Origin of the sequence: Agrobacterium sp. SORGH_AS 787 (genome assembly GCF_030819035.1) — a bacterium.
In the GTDB taxonomy this organism is placed as follows: domain Bacteria; phylum Pseudomonadota; class Alphaproteobacteria; order Rhizobiales; family Rhizobiaceae; genus Agrobacterium; species Agrobacterium larrymoorei_B.
The window spans coordinates 1,530,413-1,553,059 of record NZ_JAUTBG010000002.1; the positions used below are offsets into that span (position 1 = coordinate 1,530,413).

Consider the following 22,647-nt stretch of genomic DNA (forward strand, 5'->3'; position numbering starts at 1 on the left):
AAACATTCGGGGCAGGAGGAGGCCACCGTGACTGACAACAAGCCGCTCTGGACGCCGTCGGCTGAGCGCGTCGCGCAATCGCCGATGACGCATTTCATCGACTGGTGCGCCAGCCGCTATGGCGTAACATTTTCCGATTACGATGCCTTCCACCGCTGGTCGGTGGATGCGCGCGAAGACTTCTGGAGTGCGGTGTGGACCTATTGCGGCGTGATCGGAGAGCCGGGGGAACGCGTTCTTATCGACCGTGACGACATGCTCAATGCGCGGTTCTTCCCAGATGCCGAGTTGAATTTTGCCGAAAATCTGCTGAGCCGCAGCGGGCCGGATGATGCGATAATCTTCCGCGGTGAAGACAAGGTCGAGGCGCGCTGGTCCTGGAATAGGCTGCGTGAGGAGGTCTCTCGCTTGCAGCAGGCCTTTGCCGAGCGGGGCATCGAGCCTGGCGACCGCATCGCTGCGATGATGCCGAACATGCCGCAAACCGTGGCGCTGATGCTGGCTGCCACATCGCTGGGCGCCGTCTGGTCCTCATGCTCCCCCGATTTTGGCGAACAAGGCGTACTGGACCGTTTCGGGCAGATCGGGCCGAAACTCTTCATCGCCTGCGATGGCTATTGGTACAATGGCAAGCGGCAGGAGGTGGCGGATAAGGCCAAGGCGGTTGCCGAAAAGCTTGGCGTTCCGCTGCTGCTGGTGCCCTACGCGGGAACCAGGGGAACCGATCAGGAGAGTGAAACCGGCATCGTTCACTACGATGATTTCATTCAGCCATTCCAGCAAAAACCGCTGCATTATGTCCGTCAACCATTCAGCCATCCGCTCTATATTCTCTTCTCGTCCGGCACCACCGGCGTGCCGAAATGCATCGTGCATTCGGCGGGCGCAACGCTGCTTCAGCATCTGAAGGAGCATCGCTTTCACTGTGAGCTGAAAGAGGGCGAGCGCTTCTTCTACTTCACCACCTGCGGCTGGATGATGTGGAACTGGCTGGTGACCGGCCTCGCTTCGGGCGCAACGCTCTGCCTGTATGACGGATCGCCATTCGCGCCGGATGGCAATGTGCTGTTCGACTATGCGGCAAAAGAAGGCTTCGCCGTTTTCGGCACCTCGGCCAAATATATCGATGCGGTCCGCAAGTCCGGTCTGGAACCGGGCAAGACGCATAATCTCTCGGCGCTGAGGCTCGTCACCTCCACCGGATCGCCGCTATCGCCGGAAGGCTTCTCCTTCGTCTATGATGGCATCAAGAGCGATGTCCAGCTGGCGTCCATTTCGGGGGGAACCGATATCGTCTCTTGCTTCGTGTTGGGCAATCCGGTGAAGCCGGTCTGGAAAGGCGAGATCCAGGGGCCGGGTCTTGGTCTTGCGGTGGACGTATGGGACGATGAAGGCAGGCCGGTGCGCGGCGAGAAAGGCGAACTTGTCTGCACGACACCCTTTCCGTGCCAGCCGGTCATGTTCTGGAACGATGTGGATGGCGAAAAATATCGCGCCGCCTATTTCAGTCGCTTCGACAATGTCTGGTGCCACGGCGATTTTGCCGAATGGACGCCCCATGGCGGGCTGATCATTCACGGGCGCTCGGATGCCACCTTGAATCCCGGCGGCGTGCGCATCGGCACGGCAGAGATTTACAACCAGGTCGAGACGATCAACGAGGTGCTGGAGGCGCTTTGCATCGGGCAGGACTGGGACGGCGATGTGCGCGTCGTGCTGTTCGTGCGCCTGAAGGATGGTGCGAGCCTGGATGATGCGCTGATCTCACGCATCAAGGACCGGATCCGCAGGGGTGCATCGCCCCGCCACGTTCCGGCAAAAATCATCGCCGTCGCCGATATCCCGCGAACGAAATCCGGCAAGATCGTTGAACTTGCAGTTCGCGACGTGGTGCATGGGCGTCCGGTCAAGAACAAGGAGGCGCTGGCCAATCCGGAGGCTCTTGCCTTTTTCGAACGGCTTGCGGCGCTTCAGGAGTAACCGTTTCAAGCGTGGATGAGGCCAATGATTCCCACCTGCGATTCACCATCGCGTGATGCCCTATAGGAATTGTCGCCCGTCAAAGGTGGGAGGCGGTTTTAACCTTCTCTTAAAGTGAATTGTCCAAAAATGAATTCAACGCGGGTCCATTCAATGACCGGATGGAGAGCCGGTGGCTCCAAAAAGACATGATGTATTTTCGATCCTACTCTCGTTAAAAGCACAAATTTAGTGGCAGCGTCAGCTGCCTCTTTTTTTATGCGTTGTTGTCCAAGGAGTGGGAGACGAGGATGACCGGCACCAGCCCCGCCACAATGATGACGAGCGCGGGAAGTGCTGCATCCTGCACGCGGGAGCGCGACGCACTTTCATAAACCATCGTTGAGAGCGTATTGAAGTTGAAAGGCCGCAGCATGATGGTGGCCGGAAGTTCCTTCAGCGATTCGATGAACACCAGCAGCGATGCCGTAATGGCGGCGGGTCGGATATTGGGCAGCAACACGCCAACCAGCGTCTGAAGCCGGGTTCGGCCAAGTGTGCGCGAGGCCATGTCGAGATGGGGCGACAGCTTTTGGAAGCCGGCATCGACCGTGCCTTCCGCGAGCGTCATGAAGCGCACGCTATGCGCATAGATGATCGCAAAGGCCGTGCCCGACAAAAGAAGCCCGGTGGAGAGGCCAAGATGGGTCCGCATCACGCCGTCGACAGCATTGTCGAGACCGGCAAGCGGAAGCAACACGCCGATGGCAAGCACCGTGCCGGGAATACCGTAACCGAGCGATCCCACCCTGACCGCAAAACGCGTCGGCCATGAGGGCTGCTCCCGCTGCGCATAGGCCAGCAGAAAGCCGCCGAGTAGTGTGACGAGCGCGACAGGAAGGGACACTTCGAGACTGTGGAGCAGCGCTTTGAAGAGTTTTGGATCGGCAAGCCCATTCAGCCGTTTGAGAGCGTAGCTACCAAGCACGAGAACGGGGATCGCAAAGCCGGAGAGAAAGGGGAGGGCGCAGGCGAGCGTCGCAAGCCATCCACCCGCTGAGCAAAGCGTCACTCTCGCCGATCGCTGATGCATCGCCGTTGCTTTACCCGCGGCAAATCGCTGTCGTCTGCGGGCTCTCCGCTCGATGACGATCAGAGCCGCAACGATGAGGACGAGGCAAGCGGCGATCTGCGTGGCGCCAGCAAGATTGCCGCGGTTGAGCCATGTCTCGTAAATGGTGAAGGTCAGCGTATGAACGCCGAGATACTCCACCGCGCCGATGTCGTTCAGCGTCTCCATCATCACCAGTGCAAGGCCGATGATGATTGCAGGACGCGCCATCGGCAGTTGGACGGAGAGGAACAGGCGAAGGGGCCCGACGCCGAGCGTCCTGGCTGCATCGGTGGCAAACCGCCCCTGCAACCCAAAGGCCGCGCGGGTGGAGAGATAGATGTAAGGATAAAGAACCGAGCCTAGAATCAGCACGGCGCCGCCAAGCGAACGGATATCGGGAAACCAGTAATCGCGAATGGTCTGGTAGCCGAAGAGCGCGCGTAACGCGCTCTGCACCGGGCCGGCAAAATCCAGAAACTCGCCGAAAGCATAGGCTGCAAGATAGGATGGGATTGCCAGCGGCAGCACCAGAGCAAAGGACAGTAGCCGCCGGAACGGAAACTCGAACATGGTGACGAGCCAAGCCGTGGTAACACCGGTGATCGTGGTAAAGGCGCCGGTCATAACCAGCAGAAGCAGCGTCTGTGCGCCGGACCGCGGCAGGACATTGACGAGAAGATGCTGCCAGCCATTTGTGCCTCCCGTCAGAGCGATGACGAAGATGGCAATCAGCGGCATGGCGACCAGTGCGGACAGCAGGATGGCCGCTATTGTCAGGGGGTTGACGCGCAATCCTGCCCGCATTGATGCGGCGGTTGGATGTTCGGCTGGATGCAAGGCGTTTATCCTCCCGTGACCGTTACGTGTCGGCCACGGATGTTGCTAACAGCTGAGCCGATCAGTTCGCAAGAACCCGCTGCGATGGAAAGCTGATTTCGACCAACGTTCCTTCATTCGGCGTTGAGGTGATGGAGAAGTTGGCGCGGTTCGCATCCACCATCGCCTTCGTCAATGGTAGCCCGAGACCAGTCCCGTCACCACGCACCCGGCTGCTGGAAGCCGAGACCTGGCGGAATGGCTTCATTGCCTGCTCCAGCTCCGAACGCGTCATGCCGATGCCGGTATCCCGTACCCTCAGCACCACGCTGCCATTCGCCTCATAGGCGGTCGATACGACGATCTGGCCGCCGGAAGGTGTGAACTTGATGGCGTTGGACAGGATGTTGAGCAGGATCTGCTTGATCGAACGTAGATCCGCAACGACCGGCGGCACCGATTGCGACAGCGCGGTGCGGATAATCACCCGCTGGTTGTTCGCCTGCGGCTGCACGAGCGAGACCGCTTCAGCGATAGTCTCGTTCAGCGCCACCGCCTTGAAATCCACATCCATCTGGCCGGCTTCGATCTTGGAAATATCCAAAAGATCGTTGACGATATCGAGGACATGGCGACCGGAGCGGACGATATCATTGGAATATTCGATGTAGCGCGGGTGACCGATCGGTCCGAAGCGTTCCGTCGCCATCATATCGGCAAAGCCGATGATGGCGTTGAGCGGCGTGCGGATTTCGTGGCTGACGCGGGCCAGGAAGTCGGTCTTGTGAGCGTTGGCAGTCTCCGCCGCCCGCTTGGCATTGCGCAAATCTTCCTCGGTGCGCTTCCACTGCGTGATGTCGCGGATTACGGCGCAATAACCGTTGGTGGATTTCAACCGACCGATCGTCATGAACAGCGGCAGGAAGCCACCCGAGGCTTCACGACCGATCACCTCGCGCCCGTCATTGAGAACGCTCGCGACGCCATTATTGGCCAGGCCCGACAGATAATCCAGCACGGCGCGCTGGCTCTCATGCGCAAACAGCGTCACGAAGGGTTTGTTGGCGATCTCGGCATTGTCGTAGTTGAAAAGCGCGCTGGCCGAGCGGTTGAGCGAACGGATATTGCCGTCCTCGTCCAACAGAACCACGCCGTCGGTCGCCGTCTCCAGAATAGAGTGAAGCTCCTCGATCTCGCCCTTCATCCGCGTGGCGTCTTCTGCGGCTTCAGTGGCCGGCTCTTCACTCGCGGTATCAGCCAAGTGAACAGGGCCAGCATCACGCGCCGGTTCCGTCGGGATAAGCGACAGCATCAGGGCGCTTGAGTCCTCCCAGCGAACCGACTGAAGCTTTGCCCGCACAGGAATGAGTTCGTTTTCGGCGCTGACCGCGACCATGCCGCCGCTGCGCTCGGAAACATTCTCCAGTTCGTCGCGCTGCAACAGCGCATCCAGACCGCCAAGCGCTGCGAGTTCGTCGAGATCGGTATAGCCGGTCAGGCGCAGGAACTCAGGGTTCGCATGGATCAGACGATCGCCGCTGTGAATGAGAAGCGCAACCGGCATCTGGTCTACGGTTTCGGGCAACAATCCAGTCGAAAGACGCGGGGATGGAGCAAGTACGGCATCCTCAACCTTGATGGCGTGATTGCCATCCTCTTCCAGCCTAGCCGGTTCTTCGCTAGCAGCCGCGGCGTCTTGATGACCCTCATCTTCCTTGTCATCGTTGCCGCTTTCCATGCGGTTGCCAATGGGCGGATGGGTGAAGGCAACGGGCTCGTCGCCGCGCGTATAGGCGTGAAACGCGTCGTCGTCGGTCTGCAGTGCCGGATGGTCAGCATCGACAGTAGTGGTGGGGACAACCAGCTCTTCGCCTTCGACCTTGGCATCGTTTGTCTGAATTGCATCCTTGACAGCGTCCTCGGCTTCCGCCTCGACCGAGATTTCGTCTGTGACATCGTCCGACGACGTGGGTTCAGACACAGCCGGCGTCGCGTTCTGGTCTTCGGCCGGCTTCAACGTCCGGCCGATTTCACGAAATGCCGCCTGTTCGCTCGCCGTCAGGCCGTCGCGTCGATTGCGGTGGTCATCAATATGTACGACCTTGTCGGAATAGGATTGAACAGGCTTTTCGGCGATCTTCAGCACCGGAACCTCATGCTCCGGCGGCTGGTGGAAATGCTGCGGCCCGGTCTCATCTGGCGTGGAAGCGGCTTCGAATTCCTCCGCCTCGTTCTCGTCCCCATCCTCGAAGGAAAATGGAACGGGTTCCTCAATGCTTGCCGGCTTGGCCTCGGCCAAAACCTCGGGTTCTATGGTCGCCGCGTCATCCCGTTGATCCTCCGCAACCCCTGGCTGATCGTCGGGATCGCTTTCGCCAGCCAGCGCAATACCGGCCGCATGCGGGTCTTCCACCGCATCGGCGATCCGCACAATGCCGAAGCCGCGGAAGCCATCGAACTCCCGCGCGCGGGTGTAGGTCGGAAGGGCTGCGAGATCGATCGGCACGGCAAGAGACGTGCCTTCGACAGGCCAGTAGATGGTCTTGCCCGACCATGTGTCGCGACGCTTCAAGAGTTCGGCGATCTTGCCTTCAGGATCGAGGTTGAAGAGAGCCGCCAGGTCGGAAAAGCTCATGCCTTCGACAGCGGCCGCTTTAGGCCCGACGGCTTCGGCAAATTCATGCGAAATTGAACTGAAGCATCCTGCGGCGTCGATCTTCCAGACAAAGCGGCTTGCCCGGCCATTCGGATTGAACACGAAACGGGACGGGGTTGTTGGCTCGTCGGCGGGCTCTTGCGTATCCGTCTTCAGGGCCTGGGGCTCGGCCCCCTCGGGGAAATGCGCCTCCTGTACTTCGGACGTACCGTTTTCCAGGCTTTGTGCGTCTTCGGTCTTGCGGTCCGGGTCGCTATCGCTGGTGTCGTCATGCCGTCCCGTTGTCGGCTCTTCTTCTTCTGCTGCTTCTGCCAAAGGAGAATCGTCCGCATGCGATACCGCCTGAACGGTTTCGAGCTCTTCGTCCGTGTCCTGCTTATAGGCTAGGAAAACGGACTGGTCCTCATTCGACATAGCCTCTGCAATGCCGTTACCGTCCGCTTCTTGCTGCTCGTCATCCGTCTCTTCGATCTGTGCGACCGCGTCGAGAACGCTTTCGAAGGCCAGTTGTTGCGACGGCATTGATGCGGGTACGGCCTCCGGTTTTTCTTCGGTGACCGGGACCTCAGTATCGGGCCGGGCCTCGATGAAATCGGAGGAGGGGTCGAGTTTGCCGAGTGCCGTCTCGACCACGAAGACGAGATTCAGGATGGGCTCTTGCGTCAGTTGCGCCGTCGCGGCGGGAAGGTAGCCCTTGCCGGTCGGAACAGGACGCTTCACCAGCTTGCTGGTATGACGCGCCGCCATGGATATCAACGTTCTCGCGGTCTGCGGCGCAATGGCGAGATCGGCAAATTTTGCCGAGGCAGCGATAATCGCGCCGCTGTCATCCATCACGGCCATATGAATATCGGGATCGTCGAAGCCTTCGATCATCCGCCAGGCGCGTTCTTCCAGCGACAGGCCGGATTGATCCAGCATCGCGGAAAAGAGCAGCACCGGTTGCTGCCGCTCGACTTCGATCACTTCGAGTGAAGCGGAGACCGCAACGCTGCGGAAGCCGGACAGAACGCGGATCATGAATTGCTGGCGGTCGCCGATATTGTGCAGGCGGCTTGCCGCTCCCGCAACCTGACGGAAGGTCACATCCTGCGCCTTCGGTCCATGCTCGATAAAATCATAAATCATCGGCGTACCGAAAAGAGCGGCACCGCGTCCATTTGCCCAGAGTGCGCTTTTCAGGTCCATGGAGAAAAGCGCCAGTGCTTCACCCCTGGCAAATTTTTCCCGAACACGCTCATGCACGGCGATATCGATAAACGGGTATTGAACGGCGGGCATGTCGGAACCTACTTTGGCACTACGTGACCTTCGCTGCCGCACGGCCTCCTCATGAGGCACCACACAGCCTGCATCGGCGTGACGTTAACAGAATCTTAAATAACTTCACAGAGCCGCCGGGTCCATAATCGCCTGAGGGAATTGGGAAATAGAGTTAATATCATGTAGACCGGAGCGCGCGGTTCCCGGTACTGGATGGATGTGCGAAAACGCGCTTGCTTTCTATATGTTTTTTCGCAAAAATTAGAGAAGGACTTGCAAAAGGGAAAAACTCCCCGTATGTGAGCCCCCGTGGCGCGAAAGCGTCGCTTGTGCGGTTGTAGCTCAGTTGGTTAGAGCGCAGGTTTGTGGCACCTGAGGTCGGTGGTTCGACCCCACTCAACCGTACCATTCTCTTCTCCCCGTCAGTCATTTCGTCACACCGACTTGCGGGGAGAAGAGAAGTCTTTCTTTTTGATCTCCCCTTACGGCCTGCTTACCCTCACCCGAAATGGCGCGCGCGATGTCTCGCGCCGGCAAAAATCGGTTGGCTAGAATGTCACATACTGGTAAGGTCACCTCAACGTAACCTTATGAACGCCAGCGGCATGCCTTCGGGCCTTTGCGCGGCGGAATGGAAAAAACAGTGATTGACCCCGGCAACGGCGTAAAGCCGTCGGAACCAGGGGCGTCGGTGGCAGAAAAAGGGAAAGCGAAGCGTTCCCGTCGTGGTAAGGGCAAGCGAGGCGGTAAGAACCGTTCCGCTCCTGCTTTGCCGCAACTGCTTGTTGCCGACTCCCGTCAGGAGCCTCCATCCACAGGCTGTATCGAGCCTGGAACGGAGCCGCGCAAACGTAAACGCCGCAGGCGTTCCGGCGGGCAGGGCGCCCCAAAAACACCTCAAGGCATTGCGGCAGAAGGCCAGAAGCCGGATCTATCGGCGCGTACTGAGCAGCTCCCATCCAGCAAGAGAAAAGCGCGCAAGCGCAAGCGCCCGCACCGCGATCCGCAAGGCAGACCTTTGGTGCCAAGCCAGACGCCACGGCCTGCCGCCAAGCAAAATGGCCAGGCAACAAATGGTGCAGCGGTCGTGGTGGAGCCTGCAGGCTTTGCACATTTGCGGCATGCAGGCGGGCGGGAGGCTGTCGAGCCCGGTTCCGACATGTATGCGGCGCTGGACCTTGGCACCAACAATTGCCGCCTTCTGATCGCGCAGCCCACACGTCCCGGCCAGTTCCGGGTCGTCGATGCCTTTTCGCGCATCGTTCGTCTTGGGGAAGGTCTGGTATCGACCGGACGACTATCCGATGACGCGATGGATCGCGCTGTCGAAGCGTTGAAGGTCTGCGCGTCAAAGCTTGCCGGACGGCCCATTCGCCGCATGCGGCTGATTGCGACCGAAGCCTGCCGTGCGGCTGCCAACGGCGAAGAGTTTCTCAAACGCGTCACGCGTGAGACCGGCCTTCATCTTGAGATTATCAGCCGTGAGACCGAGGCGCGCCTTGCTGTCTCCGGTTGCTCTTCCTTGGTGGGACGCGAGGCACGCTCCGTCGTGCTCTTCGATATCGGCGGAGGCTCTTCGGAGATTGCCGTCATTCGGCTGAACGAAAACCGTTCGAACCGGCTTGCCAACCACATCACCCATTGGACCTCGCTTCCTGTCGGCGTCGTGACGCTCTCGGAGCGCCACGGCGGTCGCGATGTGACGCCGCAGATATTCGAGGCGATGGTGACGGAAGTCGAAGGACTGCTCGATGCATTCCATTGCCCGCCGCTATCGGACCAATCGGCCCTTGATGATTTTCATCTGATCGGAACCTCCGGCACGGTGACGACACTCGCGGGCGTCCACCTCGATCTGCCGCGTTACGATCGCCGCAAGGTTGACGGTCTCTGGCTGTCCGATGCTGAGGTCACGGCCATGCAGAACAAGCTTCTGGCCTGGGATTTTGCCGGGCGAGCCGCCAATGCCTGTATCGGCCCGGACCGCGCCGATCTGGTTCTGGCCGGTTGCGCCATTCTGGAAGCGATCCGCAGACGCTGGCCCGCAAGGCGCATGCGCGTGGCAGATCGTGGGCTGCGCGAAGGCCTGTTGACCGATATGATGGCAGATGATGGCGCATGGCGCCGCAACAAGATACGCCGTGCCCAGACACAGGGCAAAATAGAGCGGAAGGGTTGATATGAGCAAGGCGCCCACGAGCACCAACCGTACCGGACGCAAGATCGGCCAGAAGGTGAAGAAGACGAAGCTGAAGGCATCGTCCCGCCGCTGGCTGGAGCGGCACATCAATGACCCTTACGTGCAGCGCGCCAAGCTGGAAGGTTACCGCGCCCGCGCGGCTTTCAAGCTTCTGGAAATCAACGACAAGCATCAGATTTTGAAAGACGCGCGTCGCATCATCGACCTAGGTGCTGCTCCCGGCAGCTGGTCGCAGATCGCCGCCAAGGTGACGGATTCGACCGAAGACGATATCCGCGTCGCGGCGATCGACTTCCTCGAACTCGACCCGATCCCTGGCGTGAAAATCCTGCAGCTCGATTTTCTCGATCCAAAGGCACCTGAGCTTTTGATGGAAGCGGTCGGCGGCACGCCCGATCTCGTTCTCTCCGATATGGCGGCACCCACGACCGGGCACCAGAAGACCGACCATATCCGCACCATGCATCTGTGCGAAGTCGCAGCCGATTTTGCCGTGCAGGTTCTGGCAGAAGGCGGGCATTTCCTTGCCAAAACCTTCCAGGGCGGCACGGAGAAGCAGTTGCTCGATATGCTGAAGCAGAACTTCAAGCAGGTCATTCACATCAAGCCCGCCTCGTCGCGATCTGAGTCGGTGGAAATGTTCCTGCTCGCCAAGCACTTCAAGGGCCGCAAGGCAGCCCCGGCTGAAGCAGCGGACGAATAGAACCCCCGAATAGGATTATTCGGCTGGCTGTGTGGCCTTGCCTCTGTGGCCGGAAACCGCAGCGCCGGCAGCCCTGTCCATCCCGATCAGCGGCAGGGTCGCGAACAGCGAGACCAACGCCACAACCACGAAGGCCAGATGGAAATCGGCAAGCTGGAGATGGCCGCCGGAAAAGTAACTGCTGACCTCCAGCACCGTTGCCGCAAAGGCGACGCCGAGCGCCAGGCTGATCTGCTGCAGCACGGAGGCCATGGATGTGGCCTGGCTTGCCTGACGGTCATCGATATCGGAATAGCTCAGCGCATTCGTGCCGGTGAAGAAGAACGACCGGGCAAAACCGGCGACAACCAGGCATATCATGATCAGCGAATAGGGCGTGTCCGGCGTGAAGAAACTATTCGCGGCTGTGGTACAGGCACCGACCACGCCAGCGCTGATCAAAGTCGCTTTGAAGCCGGTTGCGGCAAAGACACGGCGCGCCATGAACTTGGTCGTGATGGCGCCGATGGCCCCTGCAAAGGTGATCATTCCCGATTGAAACGGATTCAGTCCAAAGCCGATCTGCAACATCAACGGCATCAGGAAGGGGATGGCGCCCGTTGAGATGCGAAACACCGTTCCGCTGATCGAAGCGGTACGGAAGGTGGCATTCTGGAAAATCTTGAAATCCAGGATCGGTGCCGGATGAATTTTTGCGTGGCGGATATAAAGTGCACCACAGATAAAGCCGATGATGATGGCGGCAATGCCGACAAAGGGCGGTAGAGCGGGCAGGCTGACCACCGAAAAGCCGAAGACCACGCCGGATGCGGCAAGGCCGGACAGCACGAAGCCGATAAAATCCATGGGCGGTGGATTGGTGGTCTCGATCTCCGGAAGATAGATCGTAGAGAGCCAGATGCCGATCACTCCGATCGGGACGTTGATCAGGAAGATCCAGTGCCAGGAAAAATAGGTGGTGATGAAGCCGCCGATGGGTGGGCCTGTCAGCGGTCCGACGAGGGCCGGAATGGTCAGCAACGCCATGGCGGAAACGAGATCGGTGCGCTTGGTGGTGCGAAGCAGAACGAGGCGACCGACGGGCGTCATCATCGCGCCGCCAATGCCCTGCAGGAAGCGTGATACGACGAATTCCACAACCGAGCCGGACACCGCACAGCAGATGGAGCCGACGACGAAGACCGCGATGGCAAAGCGGAAAATCTTCTTCGCGCCGAACTTGTCCGCCATCCAGCCGCTGATCGGGATGAAGATGGCAAGCGACACCATATAGGCGGTCAGCGCGAGCTTCAGGGTGATGGGGCCGACATTCAAATCCCTCGCGATTGTCGGCAGAGCCGTGGCGATGACGGTCGAGTCCATCTGCTCCATAAAGAGGGCGACGGCGAGGATAAGCGGAATAATTCTGTTCATGGCTTGACTGCGGCCCACCCCGCATCGACAAAAGTTCGGACCACTTACTACTCCCGCATCCAGGACTTGCCAACTAAACATTTGGCAAGAATGGAACTGTCTCTCACCTCACGACGCTGTGACGACTTGCTCATGAACCGAATGCTGCAGATGCTCGTTAAGCCCCTTGGTACCCCAACAAGCGGAGATATTCATGACGGACAGGATGAACATCAGCCGGCGCGTGCTGCTCGGCACGGCAGGCGCCGGAGCAGTGGCCCCCTTTGTGCTGAGCCGCACAGCAACGGCCCAGACAACCCAGCCCCAGACGTCCATGGAGATCAACCACGCAATGCCGCCCGAAACCAATCGTTTCAAGCTAGGAGACTTCGAGGTGCTGGTCGTCAAGGACGGTGCGCGTCCCTCCGGCAAGCCGGGTGAAACATTCGGCACGAACCAGAGCCCGGAAGCCGTCGGCGAGTTGCTGCAGAAGAACTTTTTGCCCACCGACCAATTCGTCAACAGCTTCTCACCCGCCTTGATCAATACCGGGTCCGATTTGGTGTTGTTCGACACCGGCTTCGGCGAGCAGGGCCGTGAGTCCGGCAATGGGCGGCTCCTCGAGGGGTTGGCTGCTGCGGGATATACGCCGGACGACGTGACCGTCGTGGTTCTGACCCATATGCACGGCGATCATATTGGCGGCCTGATGGAGAAGGGCGAGTCGGCATTTCCGAAGGCGCGCTACGTATTCGGTCAGAAGGAGTACGATTTCTGGACCGACGAAAAGCGCGTCGGCACGCCCGCCGAGAATGGTCACAAGGCGGTGCTTGCCAATGTGAAGCCACTGGCGGAAAAGGCGACCTTCATTGGTGATGGTGCAGAGGTCGTGCCGGGGATCAATGCGATGGCCGCTTTCGGTCACTCCCCTGGTCATATGATCTTCAATGTCGAGTCCAGCGGCAAGCGGCTGATCCTCACGGCCGATACGGCAAACCACTTCGTGCTGTCGCTGCAGCGCCCGGACTGGGAAGTGCGTTTCGACATGGACAAGGCGGCAGCGGCTGCAACGCGCAAAAAGGTCTTCGATATGGTGTCGACCGACCGCGTTCCGTTCCTCGGCTATCACATGCCTTTCCCGTCTGTCGGTTATGCCGAGAAGCTCGATACCGGATACAGGTTCGTGCCGAAATCCTACCAGTTCGATATCTGACCGAAGTTTCATCACAAGACCGGCAAGTCGGGGTCGAGAAGACCGCGGCTTGTCGGCAACATGGTGCATTGCACAGCATTCAGGGTTTTTTCTATTCCCTTCCCGTCATAACCGTGTTACCAGCCCTCGCCAACTTCCAAGCAATCCTTTGCAGGACCGCCGGGGTGAACATTCGTTCCGGATCGGCCATGCATTTCATACTGAAGGAATTTGGTCATGGCACGCATCATTGAAACTCCCACTGGTCTCGACGCGCTGACGTTCGACGACGTTCTCCTCCAGCCGGGGCACTCCGAAGTCATGCCCGGCCAGACGAACATCGCGACCCGCATCGCGCGTGATATCGAGCTCAACCTTCCCATTCTCTCGTCCGCGATGGACACGGTCACTGAAAGCCGTCTGGCAATTGCCATGGCGCAGGCTGGGGGCATTGGTGTCATTCACCGTAATCTGACACCGATCGAGCAGGCCGAAGAGGTTCGCCAGGTCAAGAAGTTCGAAAGCGGCATGGTCGTCAATCCGGTTACGATCGGACCGGATGCCACATTGGCCGAAGCTCAGTCGCTGATGAAGGCGCACGGCATTTCCGGCATTCCGGTTGTCGAAAATGGCGGCAGCGGCGGTCACAAAGTCGGTCGCCTCGTCGGCATTCTGACCAACCGCGATGTGCGTTTTGCCTCCGATCCGGCGCAGAAGATTTACGAATTGATGACCCGCGAGAACCTTGTCACCGTCAAGGAAAGCAGCGTCGATCAACAGGAAGCCCGCCATCTTCTGCACAAGCATCGCATCGAAAAGCTGCTCGTGGTGGATGGCAAGGGCAACTGCGTTGGCCTCATCACCGTCAAGGACATCGAGAAGTCGCAGCTGAACCCCAACGCGACGAAGGATGCGCAGGGTCGCCTTCGTGCCGCAGCTGCCATCAGCGTGGGCGACGATGCTATCGAGCGTGCCGAGCGTCTGCTCGAGGTGGGTGTTGACGTTCTGGTGGTCGATACCGCGCACGGCCATTCGCAGCGTGTTCTCGATGCGGTAAGCCACGTCAAGAAGATGTCGAATTCGGTTCGCGTCATTGCCGGTAACGTCGCGACGTCGGCTGGCACGAAGGCGCTGATCGACGCCGGTGCGGATGCCGTCAAGGTCGGTATCGGCCCGGGCTCGATCTGCACGACGCGTATCGTCGCAGGCGTTGGCGTTCCGCAGCTGGCTGCCATCATGTCCGCTGTCGAAGCGGCGCAGGCGGCAGATATTCCCGTCATCGCCGATGGCGGCATCAAGTTCTCCGGCGACCTTGCCAAGGCGATTGCCGCCGGCGCATCCGCCGTCATGATCGGCTCATTGCTGGCCGGTACGGATGAAAGCCCCGGTGAAGTGTTCCTTTATCAGGGCCGCTCGTTCAAGGCCTATCGCGGCATGGGCTCCGTTGGTGCCATGGCGCGTGGTTCGGCAGACCGCTATTTCCAGGCGGAAGTACGCGACACGCTGAAGCTTGTGCCTGAAGGCATCGAAGGCCAGGTTCCCTACAAGGGTCCGGTCTCCGGCGTCCTGCACCAGCTCGCCGGCGGTCTGAAGGCTGCCATGGGTTACGTTGGTGGCGGAACGATCAAGGATTTCCAGGAGCGTGCCACCTTCGTTCGCATCTCTGGTGCTGGCCTGCGTGAAAGCCACGCCCACGACGTGACGATTACCCGCGAGAGCCCGAACTATCCCGGCGCTGTTTGATATTCCGTTTCCTGCGAATAGACGATAAAGATGATTTCACGCTCTCCGAACCCGGTTCGGGGAGCGTCTTTTTGGAATAAGGAGAAACGCAGCATGTCCTCGACGAGTGCAATGTTCTGGCCGATGATCGCCCATGCCTTCCTCGTCTTTTGGCTGTATGGACTGCTGGCGTACCGTCGCCGAAAATACACGTTCCTCGATAGCGATGCGGTGCGTCGTTTTCGGGATGCGGGAGAAGAAGCGCGCGAGAGCAAGCTGGTCAACAAGAACATCGCCAACCAGTTCGAACTGCCGATGCTCTTCCACGCGGCGTGCCTACTGCTCTACATCACGGATGCGGACAATATCGTCACCATTGTGCTCGGCTGGGTTTTCGTTCTCTCTCGGATCGTCCATTCCTATATTCACGTGACCAGCAACCGGCTGCGCTACCGTGGCCCGGCCTTCATCACGGGGTTCGTCGCGCTCGTCTTGATGTGGGGTTGGTTGTTCATCTGGCTCGCGCTGGAATAGGAACTTCAGATACTAACGGATGCACTGCCTGATGGCATCTGCAAGCGCGGCGATGTCCCCTTTACGACCGCTCGCCATGCGCCAGACAAGGCCGATCTCCCTTGCGGGGGCCGGATCGGCAAAAGGAACGATGCGAAGATTGTTGCGCATCGTTTCTGTCGGAATGGCGATCTCCGGGATCAGCGTCATTCCCATGTCGTGGGACACCATCTGCAAAAGCGTCGCCATCGAGGTCGCACCGTAGTTGACGAGGCTACGCTTGCCAGCCGTATCGCAGACTGCCAACGCCTGATCGCGAAGGCAATGCCCTTCTTCCAGAAGCAGCAGTCGATCCATGTCGACTTGCCCTTCATTGACAGGCGAGACAAGCACCTTGTCGTCGCTCTTGGCGGTCGCCATGAAGAAGCGATCGGTAAACAGGTGGCACGTCTCCAACCCTTCGCCTTCCACCGGGATTGCGGCAATTACCGCATCCAACTTGCGGGCTGCAAGATCGGCCAGGAGGCGGTCGGTCACGGTCTCCTTCAGTTCGATCTCGATCAGTGGATGGTGGGCGCGCAGATGCGGTACGAGCTTTGGAACGAGATAGGGCGCGATGGTGGGAATGATGCCGATCCGAACCAGCCCTTCCAGCGCGCCCGAGGTCTTGCGAGCGACTTCTTCCAGCCGCTCGACCTCTAGAAGAATCGTGCGCACATGTTGCAAAACTTCCTCGCCTTTGGGTGTGATGGTGATGTCGCCACGGCTGCGCTCCACAAGCTTGACGCCGAGGTGCTCCTCCATGTCCATGATCTGCACGGAAAGTGCTGGCTGGCTGATATGGGCCTCTGCCGCAGCCTTGCCGAAATGCAGGGTGCGGGCCAGGGCATCAAAATATCGCATCTGTCGGAGTGTGAGCATGATAGGCTTTTCCTATCACTCATGGCTCATCTCGGAAAGATGAAATTATCGGCTAGGACCGGCTCAAGCGAATTACCAGCCCGGAGCGATATAATTGGCTTTGAGCTTCTGCATGCCAGGCAGCATCTTCACCCGCGAGTCCAGTTCCTCCGGAGGAGGGCTGAGCGTGATATTGTCGAGGCAGGCGGTGATATGATCGGTAATCGCATTGACGAGGGAAGGAGAAAGGCCAGGACGCTTCATCAGGCCGATCTGGACCGGGGGCAGAGGCGGGAAGCCGTCTGCCGACGTCAGCACCCGCATTCCTGTTCGAAGTGTGGATTCTGGCAGGACAGATACGGCCATGCCGGCAAGAACCGCAGCGGCAATCACGGTTGAGGACCAGCTGGTAAAAAGAACCTGATAGTCGCGACCGTCGGCATCGAGCGCCGAGCATGCAAGCTGTCGCCAGTGGCAGTCACGCCGTCCGACGGCGAGCGGCACGGGCGCATCATCACGCAACGGGTGGTTTGCCGAGGTGACCCAGCAGAGCGGCTCGGTGCGTACGATATCGGAGGTGCGCGCCCGCGGGTTATGGGTCACGAGAGCGATGTCCAGCTCGCCGCGTCCCATCTTCTCCGCAAGGCTGATCGAGGGTTCGCAAACGATGTAGAGTTCGACATTCGGATGCGTCTTGGCGAAGCGCCCGATGATCTCCGGCATATACCGGTCGGCATAATCATCGGGCGTGCCGATGCGCAATGTCCCTTCCAACCGGTTGTCGTCGAAGGCTGCAACTGCTTCGTTGTTGAGGCGAATGATCCGCCTGGCATAATGCATCAGCTTCTCGCCTTCAGCCGTCAGCCTGTTGCCGCGCCCGTCCTTGGCGAAAAGCTGCTTGCCCAAGCGCTCTTCCAGCCTGCGCATCTGCATCGACACGGCCGATTGTGTTTTGAACACGCGGTCTGCGGCCTTGGTAAAGCTGCCCGTATCAACAATGGCGATGAAAGTGTGAAGCTGATCGATATCGAGCGGAGCGGACATGGTAGATCATCCATAAGAGCTATTGATATCTGACATTAGAAACATTCGTTGGACTGATCAATAGACTTGCGACATTTTGACACTCGAGACATCCGATCAACACCGCCAACGCTTTCGGGCAGCGGCCTCAACCTCACCAATGTCTTCGTGCGGAAGCGCGAAGCAATATCCTCACGTGCCTCAAAGGAAGGACGTTGTCATGCGCACGGCAGAACGGAAAATGGAATTGCAGATTGTAGCCCCCGCGATCTCGATGGAGACGCGTTGGACCATGGCTCTCAATCGCATGGCGAAATTCGCGCGTTCCATCATGAACCGTCTGGCCGTGAATAAGCTGACGGAGATGACCGATCAGCAGCTTGCCGATATCGGACTGGTGCGCAGCGATGTTGTGAACGCGCTTGAGATCGGTCTTCTCGACGATCCGAGCCTGCTTCTGGCGCGCGCCGCCAAGACGCGTGCCGCATCCCGCTTCACGCATCTTCGCCGCCGCTGATCTCGACCACTGGGTTTTTGCCCAGCATCAAGTTTCCCCGCAGGGTGATTGCCAATAGCCCTGCCTTTGCCCGGTGTCAGGCCCTAAGCCGCACCGGGCTTTTTTGCCTTCAGATTATGGGTGCTGGGCTGCTGCCCCTAGAGCGTTTCTATTTTACAAGGGAACGCTCTAGGGGCAGCGCTATCAATACTGGTACTCTTCGAATACGGGCAGAACCGATTGCTGCCAGCGGCCATGATAGAGCGCCAGCATGTCTTCTGCGAGCGTCGACTTCTTGGCGAGAACCTCTTCGAGCGGCGACAGGAACACGCTCTCGTCCTGTCCATCACGGTTCAGTCGCGCCCGGCTTTGCAAGCCCTTGCGGGAGATCGCCACCACGTCACGCGCGACATCAAGCAGATCACGACCGGCGATCGTCGCCTTCAAGCCTTGTACCGGAACCGCATCGCGAAGCGCCATCACGTCTTCCACCGTCCAGTCAGCGGTGAACTGGTCGGCTGCCGCCAGCGCTTCGTCGTCGTAAAGCAGGCCCACCCAGAAGGCTGGAAGCGCACAGATGCGCCGCCATGGACCACCATCGGCGCCGCGCATTTCGAGGAAGCGTTTAAGCCGCACGTCCGGGAACAGTGTCGACAGATGGTTGGTCCAGTCACCGAGATTGGGCTCCCACTCGGCAATCTCACCCTTCAGAGCACCCGCCATGAACTGGCGGAAGGTGATGTTGGTACAGTCGCGATACTTGCCGTCGCGCACGATGAAGTACATCGGCACATCGAGCGCCCATTCGACATAATCCTTGAAACCGAAATCCGGATTGAAGGTGAAGGGAAGAACGCCGGAACGTTGATTGTCGGTATCGCGCCAGATATCGCCGCGCCAGGACAGCAGCCCGTTTGGCTTCCCTTCGGTAAAGGGCGAGGAAGCAAAAAGGGCTGTGGCAAGGGATTGCAGCTTCATTGAAACGCGCATCTTGCGGCGCATGTCTTCTTCGGAAGAGAAGTCCAGATTAACCTGGATCGTGCAGGTCCGGTACATCATGTCCAGGCCCTTGGTGCCGACCTTGGGCATGTAATTGGTCATGATCGCATAGCGCGACTTCGGCATCCGCGGCGTTTCTTCCAACGTCCAGAGCGGGCTTCCACCAATGCCGAGGAAACGAATACCCATGGGCTCGGCGATCTCGCGCAACGTCGCCAGGTGCTGATTGGATTCGCGGCAGGTCTCGTGCAGGTTTTCCAAAGGTGCGCCGGAAAGCTCGAACTGGCCGCCGGGCTCGATGGAAATCGCGCCCATACCGCTCGGCTCGCCAAGGCCGATGATATTGTCGCCGTCCATGATCGGGTCCCAGCCGAGCTTTTCCTGCATGCCCTTCAGCAGAGCAGAAATGCTGGCCTCACCGAAATAGGGAACCGGCTTGTTGCCATCGCGGAAGAAGGCGAACTTTTCGTGCTCTGTCCCGATCCTGAACTTGTCTTTCGGCTTGCAGCCTTCGGCCAGATAATCTGTCAGTTCCTGCACGGAGGAAATTGGCGTCTGGTCGGTGGTGTCGCGGGCCATGAAATTACCTTGTTGTCGTTGCTGCCTGCGCAGCGATATTGCCATCGCTGATAGGGTGCCGTGCGTGCGCAAGCAAATGAATTTCTTTTAAGCATGAACTCGTGCCGCGAATTTGCGCGAGCGCGACATCAAACGCTGAATTATTTCCAGTCGCCGATGCTGGCCTGAATGACGGCGAGCGCAGCAACTGCTGCCGTATCGGCTCGCAGGATGCGCGGTCCCAGGGGGATAGGTGTCACAAAGGCCTTGCTGCGCAGCAACTGTCGTTCTTCCTCAGAAAAGCCACCCTCCGGTCCGACAAGAAGAGCCAGTTGCTTTTCCTTAATCGCTTGAAGCGAGGGCAGGGGGTTCTGTCCTGCGTCGCCTTCGTCGCAATAGATGAGACGGCGTGAAGGAGACCAGTTCTCCAGCATGTCTTTCAGCCGCACCGGTTCATCGACATCGGGAACGGCAAGAATACCGCATTGTTCCGCAGCTTCGACAACATTGGCCCGCAGCTTGTCGAGATTGGTGATCTTGCCCTGCACATGCTGGGTCAGCACCGGGCGCAGAACGCCGGCCCCCATCTCCACCGCCTTCTGCACCAGATAATCCAGGCGCCCGGTCTTCAGCGGCGCAAAGATGTAGTGTAGGTCCGGCTTTTCCGGTTGAGGGCGTGTCTGCTCTACAGGCGTCAGCACGATCTTTTTACGTGTCGGGAAGGAAAGGCTCGCCTTCCATTCACCATCGCGCCCGTTGAAGAGCAGGATTTCCGCGCCATCGCCCATGCGCAACACATTGGCGAGATAGTTGAACTGGTCGCCGTCGGCCTCGACACTCTTTCCTGCCCCCAAGGACTGGTTGACGAAAAGCCGCTGCATTCTGAAATTGGCACGCATGTGAGTACTTCGATGAGTTGGTGATCTGTCCGCTCATATAAACAGAAGATGCATGATTGCGTAGAGCACGGCTGCAAGTGCCGCGCTTGCCGGAAGCGTAATGATCCAGGCGGCGATAATCGTCATGAAGTGCGACCGGCGCACGAGATAGCGCCGCCGCGTTTCCGACGCGTTTTCATCCGGTTCGTCACTGGGAGTTTCGGCTAAAGCGATACTCTTGCGCAGTGCTTCCTGCTGCTTTCGGCCCTGCTGCGTGTACCACTCGCGAAAGAAGCCGACGCCGAAGACGGCGCCGATTGCTGTATGAGTCGTGCTGACGGGCATGCCGAAATGCGATGCGGTGAGAACGGTAAGTGCCGTCGAGGTGGAGACGCAAAAAGCGCGCATGGGGTTGAGTTTGGTGATCTGCTCGCCGACGAGCCTGATCAGGCGCGGCCCGAAGAGCAATATGCCGCAAGACAGGCCGAATGCGCCGATCAGCATCACCCATTGCGGCGCTGGCGCAAACACCTCGGTAAGGTTGCCGTAATCCGCACGCACGATGGCGACCACCGGCCCGATGGCATTGGACACATCATTGGCCCCGTGACCGAAAGACATGAGGGCGGCCGCGAATATCAGCGGCCATTGAAACAGCGTGCGAAGCGACTGGTTGCGATTCTCCAAACCTTCGGACTGGTTGCGGATCAGTGGAATACAGAGCCGCCAGCCGATGAGGCCGACAGCCAAGCCCGCTGCCAGAGACGCCCACGCTGGAACATTCATGACCCGATGCAGACCGAAGCGCATCAGATAAGAGGTCATCACCCCGCCCATCACGCCCAGCAGCACCGGCACCCATTTGCGCGCGGCGGCAATCTTGTCATCGCGATAGATGATGAATTCCTTGATAAAGGCGAGCAGAGCAACGGCGAAGAAGGCGCTGATGAATGGCGTAAGCACCCAGGTGAGCGCAATACTGAGAAGTGAGGTCCAGTCCACCGCGCCAACGCCGAAAGCGGCAGTGCCGGCACCTGCGACCGCACCGACGATGCTGTGGGTGGTGGAAATCGGCGCCTTGAGCAGATTGGAAAGATTGACAAGAAGAGCCGCCGCCAAGATGGCGCCGAGCATCGCCCAGGCAAAGACATGCGGGTCCGGCACTTTCCTGACATCAACGATGCCGCTGGCAATTGTCTCGACGACATTCCCGCCTGTGATGAGGGCGCCGAAGATTTCACAGATTGCAGCAATGATCAGTGCTGCCGTGAGAGGCAGAGCCTTTGAGCCGACAGCCGGTCCGACATTGTTGGCAACGTCCTTGGCGCCGATATTCATCGCCATATAGGCGCCGATGATGGCTGCGGCGAGTGTGATCACCGCGCCTGGCGTTCCCCCTGCATAGGAGCTGGCGACCAGAGCGGTGACCACCAGAAACAGAAGTGCAGCGCCCGGCGCCACGAACCGCTGGCCGAGATGGTTTACCGCTTCCTCGACGCGGGTCATCTTGTCGAGATCCTTGTCGAGCGTCGGCTTTTTGCGATTTTCGGGTAATTGCGCCATGGAAACGCTCTACAGCATCGGCCCGAAAATCGGAACCGGTTTTCGGAAAGCACGATGCATAGACCAGGCCAAGACAAAGAGTCCTTTATGCGTCCAATAGGAGGCGCAGCACTCTAAAACGACATAGGGTGCGTTTGGCCGACGTATTCGCGACACGGCGTCGTTATGACGAATGGGCGGCCTTTTGCGGCAAGGGTGGCGCGGTTCTTGCCATGTGCTTTCTGAAAGCGACGAAGAGCTGCTTCAATTCGATCTCGTTCACCCGCTTTTCCGCTTCCTCGGGCGAAACCCATTCCAGCTTACGGCTCTCACGCTCAGGAAAATTTTTGGTCAGCTCCATCACTTCCAAAAGGTGAACCTGCACCAGACAGGTAACCTTCACGCCGTTCTTCAGCTTTTTCTCGTAGTGGAAAAAGCCAAAGGGCTCCTTTTGCGCCGTTCCCCGGACACCAGCCTCTTCGAAAGCCTCTTGTTCTGCGACTGCGTGGGCCTTCTTGCCTTCCATCGGCCAACCCTTGGGGATCACCCACCGTCCTGTATCCCGACTGGTCAGCAGCAGCACTTCCACATCGCCGTTCTTCTTATTACGGCGGTGGCATATGGCACCATATTGCTGACGAGGTGGACGACGTAGCATCAGGCTGACGTCTTTGGCCAGACGGCTCAGAAGGTTCAACGCGAGATATTCCTTTCGGGGTAT

The 22,647-nt window shown here is 59.1% G+C and carries 16 protein-coding genes and 1 tRNA gene; 8 read left to right on the forward strand and 9 right to left on the reverse strand.

All coding sequences use genetic code 11. The features are described 5' to 3' along the window. Nucleotides 1-27: 27 nt before the first annotated feature. Nucleotides 28-1,980 (forward strand): acetoacetate--CoA ligase, encoded by a 1,953-nt coding sequence (locus QE435_RS16590; protein ID WP_349042034.1) that lies wholly within the window; start codon nucleotides 28-30, stop codon nucleotides 1,978-1,980. Nucleotides 1,981-2,236: 256 nt separating this feature from the next. Here the strand turns inward: QE435_RS16590 and QE435_RS16595 are convergent, their stop codons facing one another. After that, on the reverse strand, nucleotides 2,237-3,877 hold the full coding sequence (locus tag QE435_RS16595; protein WP_349042883.1) for an iron ABC transporter permease: 1,641 nt from the start codon (nucleotides 3,875-3,877) through the stop codon (nucleotides 2,237-2,239). 94 nt (nucleotides 3,878-3,971) lie between these two features. Continuing rightward, a complete protein-coding gene (locus tag QE435_RS16600; RefSeq protein ID WP_349042035.1) occupies nucleotides 3,972-7,826 on the reverse strand; it encodes an ATP-binding protein in 3,855 nt (1,284 codons plus the stop codon). A gap of 313 nt (nucleotides 7,827-8,139) precedes the next feature. On the opposite strand from QE435_RS16600, the gene QE435_RS16605 reads away from it, so the two are divergent. The 3 genes from QE435_RS16605 to QE435_RS16615 all read left to right on the forward strand — a co-directional run bounded on the left by QE435_RS16605 (nucleotide 8,140) and on the right by QE435_RS16615 (nucleotide 10,711). After that, nucleotides 8,140-8,216, forward strand: a tRNA-His gene (locus QE435_RS16605). 223 nt (nucleotides 8,217-8,439) lie between these two features. Further along, nucleotides 8,440-9,987 (forward strand): Ppx/GppA phosphatase family protein, encoded by a 1,548-nt coding sequence (locus QE435_RS16610; RefSeq protein WP_349042036.1) that lies wholly within the window; start codon nucleotides 8,440-8,442, stop codon nucleotides 9,985-9,987. Nucleotide 9,988: 1 nt separating this feature from the next. Beyond that, the gene (locus QE435_RS16615) at nucleotides 9,989-10,711 is read left to right on the forward strand and encodes an RlmE family RNA methyltransferase (protein WP_306931169.1); all 723 of its coding nucleotides are present in this window, start codon (nucleotides 9,989-9,991) and stop codon (nucleotides 10,709-10,711) included. A 15-nt stretch (nucleotides 10,712-10,726) separates the two neighbouring features. On the opposite strand, the gene QE435_RS16620 is transcribed toward QE435_RS16615, so the two are convergent. Then, nucleotides 10,727-12,124 carry an MDR family MFS transporter gene (locus tag QE435_RS16620; RefSeq protein WP_349042037.1) on the reverse strand — a complete coding sequence of 466 codons (1,398 nt, stop codon included), beginning with the start codon at nucleotides 12,122-12,124 and terminating at the stop codon, nucleotides 10,727-10,729. Nucleotides 12,125-12,317: 193 nt separating this feature from the next. On the opposite strand from QE435_RS16620, the gene QE435_RS16625 reads away from it, so the two are divergent. From QE435_RS16625 to QE435_RS16635, 3 genes are all read left to right on the forward strand, one after another. Then, nucleotides 12,318-13,316, forward strand: coding sequence for an MBL fold metallo-hydrolase (locus QE435_RS16625; protein WP_349042038.1), 999 nt, complete (start codon nucleotides 12,318-12,320; stop codon nucleotides 13,314-13,316). Nucleotides 13,317-13,532: 216 nt separating this feature from the next. Beyond that, nucleotides 13,533-15,038: an IMP dehydrogenase gene (gene guaB / locus QE435_RS16630; protein WP_306931174.1), complete on the forward strand. Its 1,506-nt coding sequence runs from the start codon at nucleotides 13,533-13,535 to the stop codon at nucleotides 15,036-15,038. 111 nt (nucleotides 15,039-15,149) lie between these two features. Continuing rightward, nucleotides 15,150-15,551, forward strand: a complete 402-nt coding sequence (locus tag QE435_RS16635; RefSeq protein ID WP_349042884.1) for an MAPEG family protein — start codon at nucleotides 15,150-15,152, stop codon at nucleotides 15,549-15,551. A 12-nt stretch (nucleotides 15,552-15,563) separates the two neighbouring features. Here QE435_RS16635 and QE435_RS16640 read toward each other — a convergent pair whose 3' ends face one another. Then, nucleotides 15,564-16,451, reverse strand: coding sequence for a LysR substrate-binding domain-containing protein (locus QE435_RS16640; RefSeq protein WP_349042039.1), 888 nt, complete (start codon nucleotides 16,449-16,451; stop codon nucleotides 15,564-15,566). Between the two features lie 72 nt (nucleotides 16,452-16,523). After that, nucleotides 16,524-17,474, reverse strand: a complete 951-nt coding sequence (locus tag QE435_RS16645; RefSeq protein WP_306931178.1) for a LysR substrate-binding domain-containing protein — start codon at nucleotides 17,472-17,474, stop codon at nucleotides 16,524-16,526. A 199-nt stretch (nucleotides 17,475-17,673) separates the two neighbouring features. On the opposite strand from QE435_RS16645, the gene QE435_RS16650 reads away from it, so the two are divergent. Further along, nucleotides 17,674-17,970, forward strand: a complete 297-nt coding sequence (locus tag QE435_RS16650; protein WP_309772446.1) for a DUF1127 domain-containing protein — start codon at nucleotides 17,674-17,676, stop codon at nucleotides 17,968-17,970. Between the two features lie 183 nt (nucleotides 17,971-18,153). Here QE435_RS16650 and QE435_RS16655 read toward each other — a convergent pair whose 3' ends face one another. The 4 genes from QE435_RS16655 to QE435_RS16670 all read right to left on the reverse strand — a co-directional run bounded on the left by QE435_RS16655 (nucleotide 18,154) and on the right by QE435_RS16670 (nucleotide 22,584). Then, entirely contained in the window at nucleotides 18,154-19,527 is a 1,374-nt protein-coding gene (locus QE435_RS16655) for a glutamate--cysteine ligase (protein ID WP_306931182.1), read from the reverse strand. Nucleotides 19,528-19,667: 140 nt separating this feature from the next. Further along, complete coding sequence (locus QE435_RS16660) at nucleotides 19,668-20,405, reverse strand: 16S rRNA (uracil(1498)-N(3))-methyltransferase (RefSeq protein ID WP_349042040.1); 738 nt, start codon at nucleotides 20,403-20,405, stop codon at nucleotides 19,668-19,670. A 33-nt stretch (nucleotides 20,406-20,438) separates the two neighbouring features. Next, nucleotides 20,439-21,947, reverse strand: a complete 1,509-nt coding sequence (locus QE435_RS16665; protein WP_349042041.1) for an inorganic phosphate transporter — start codon at nucleotides 21,945-21,947, stop codon at nucleotides 20,439-20,441. A gap of 163 nt (nucleotides 21,948-22,110) precedes the next feature. Next, nucleotides 22,111-22,584: an NUDIX hydrolase gene (locus QE435_RS16670; RefSeq protein WP_349042885.1), complete on the reverse strand. Its 474-nt coding sequence runs from the start codon at nucleotides 22,582-22,584 to the stop codon at nucleotides 22,111-22,113. Nucleotides 22,585-22,647 lie beyond the last annotated feature (63 nt).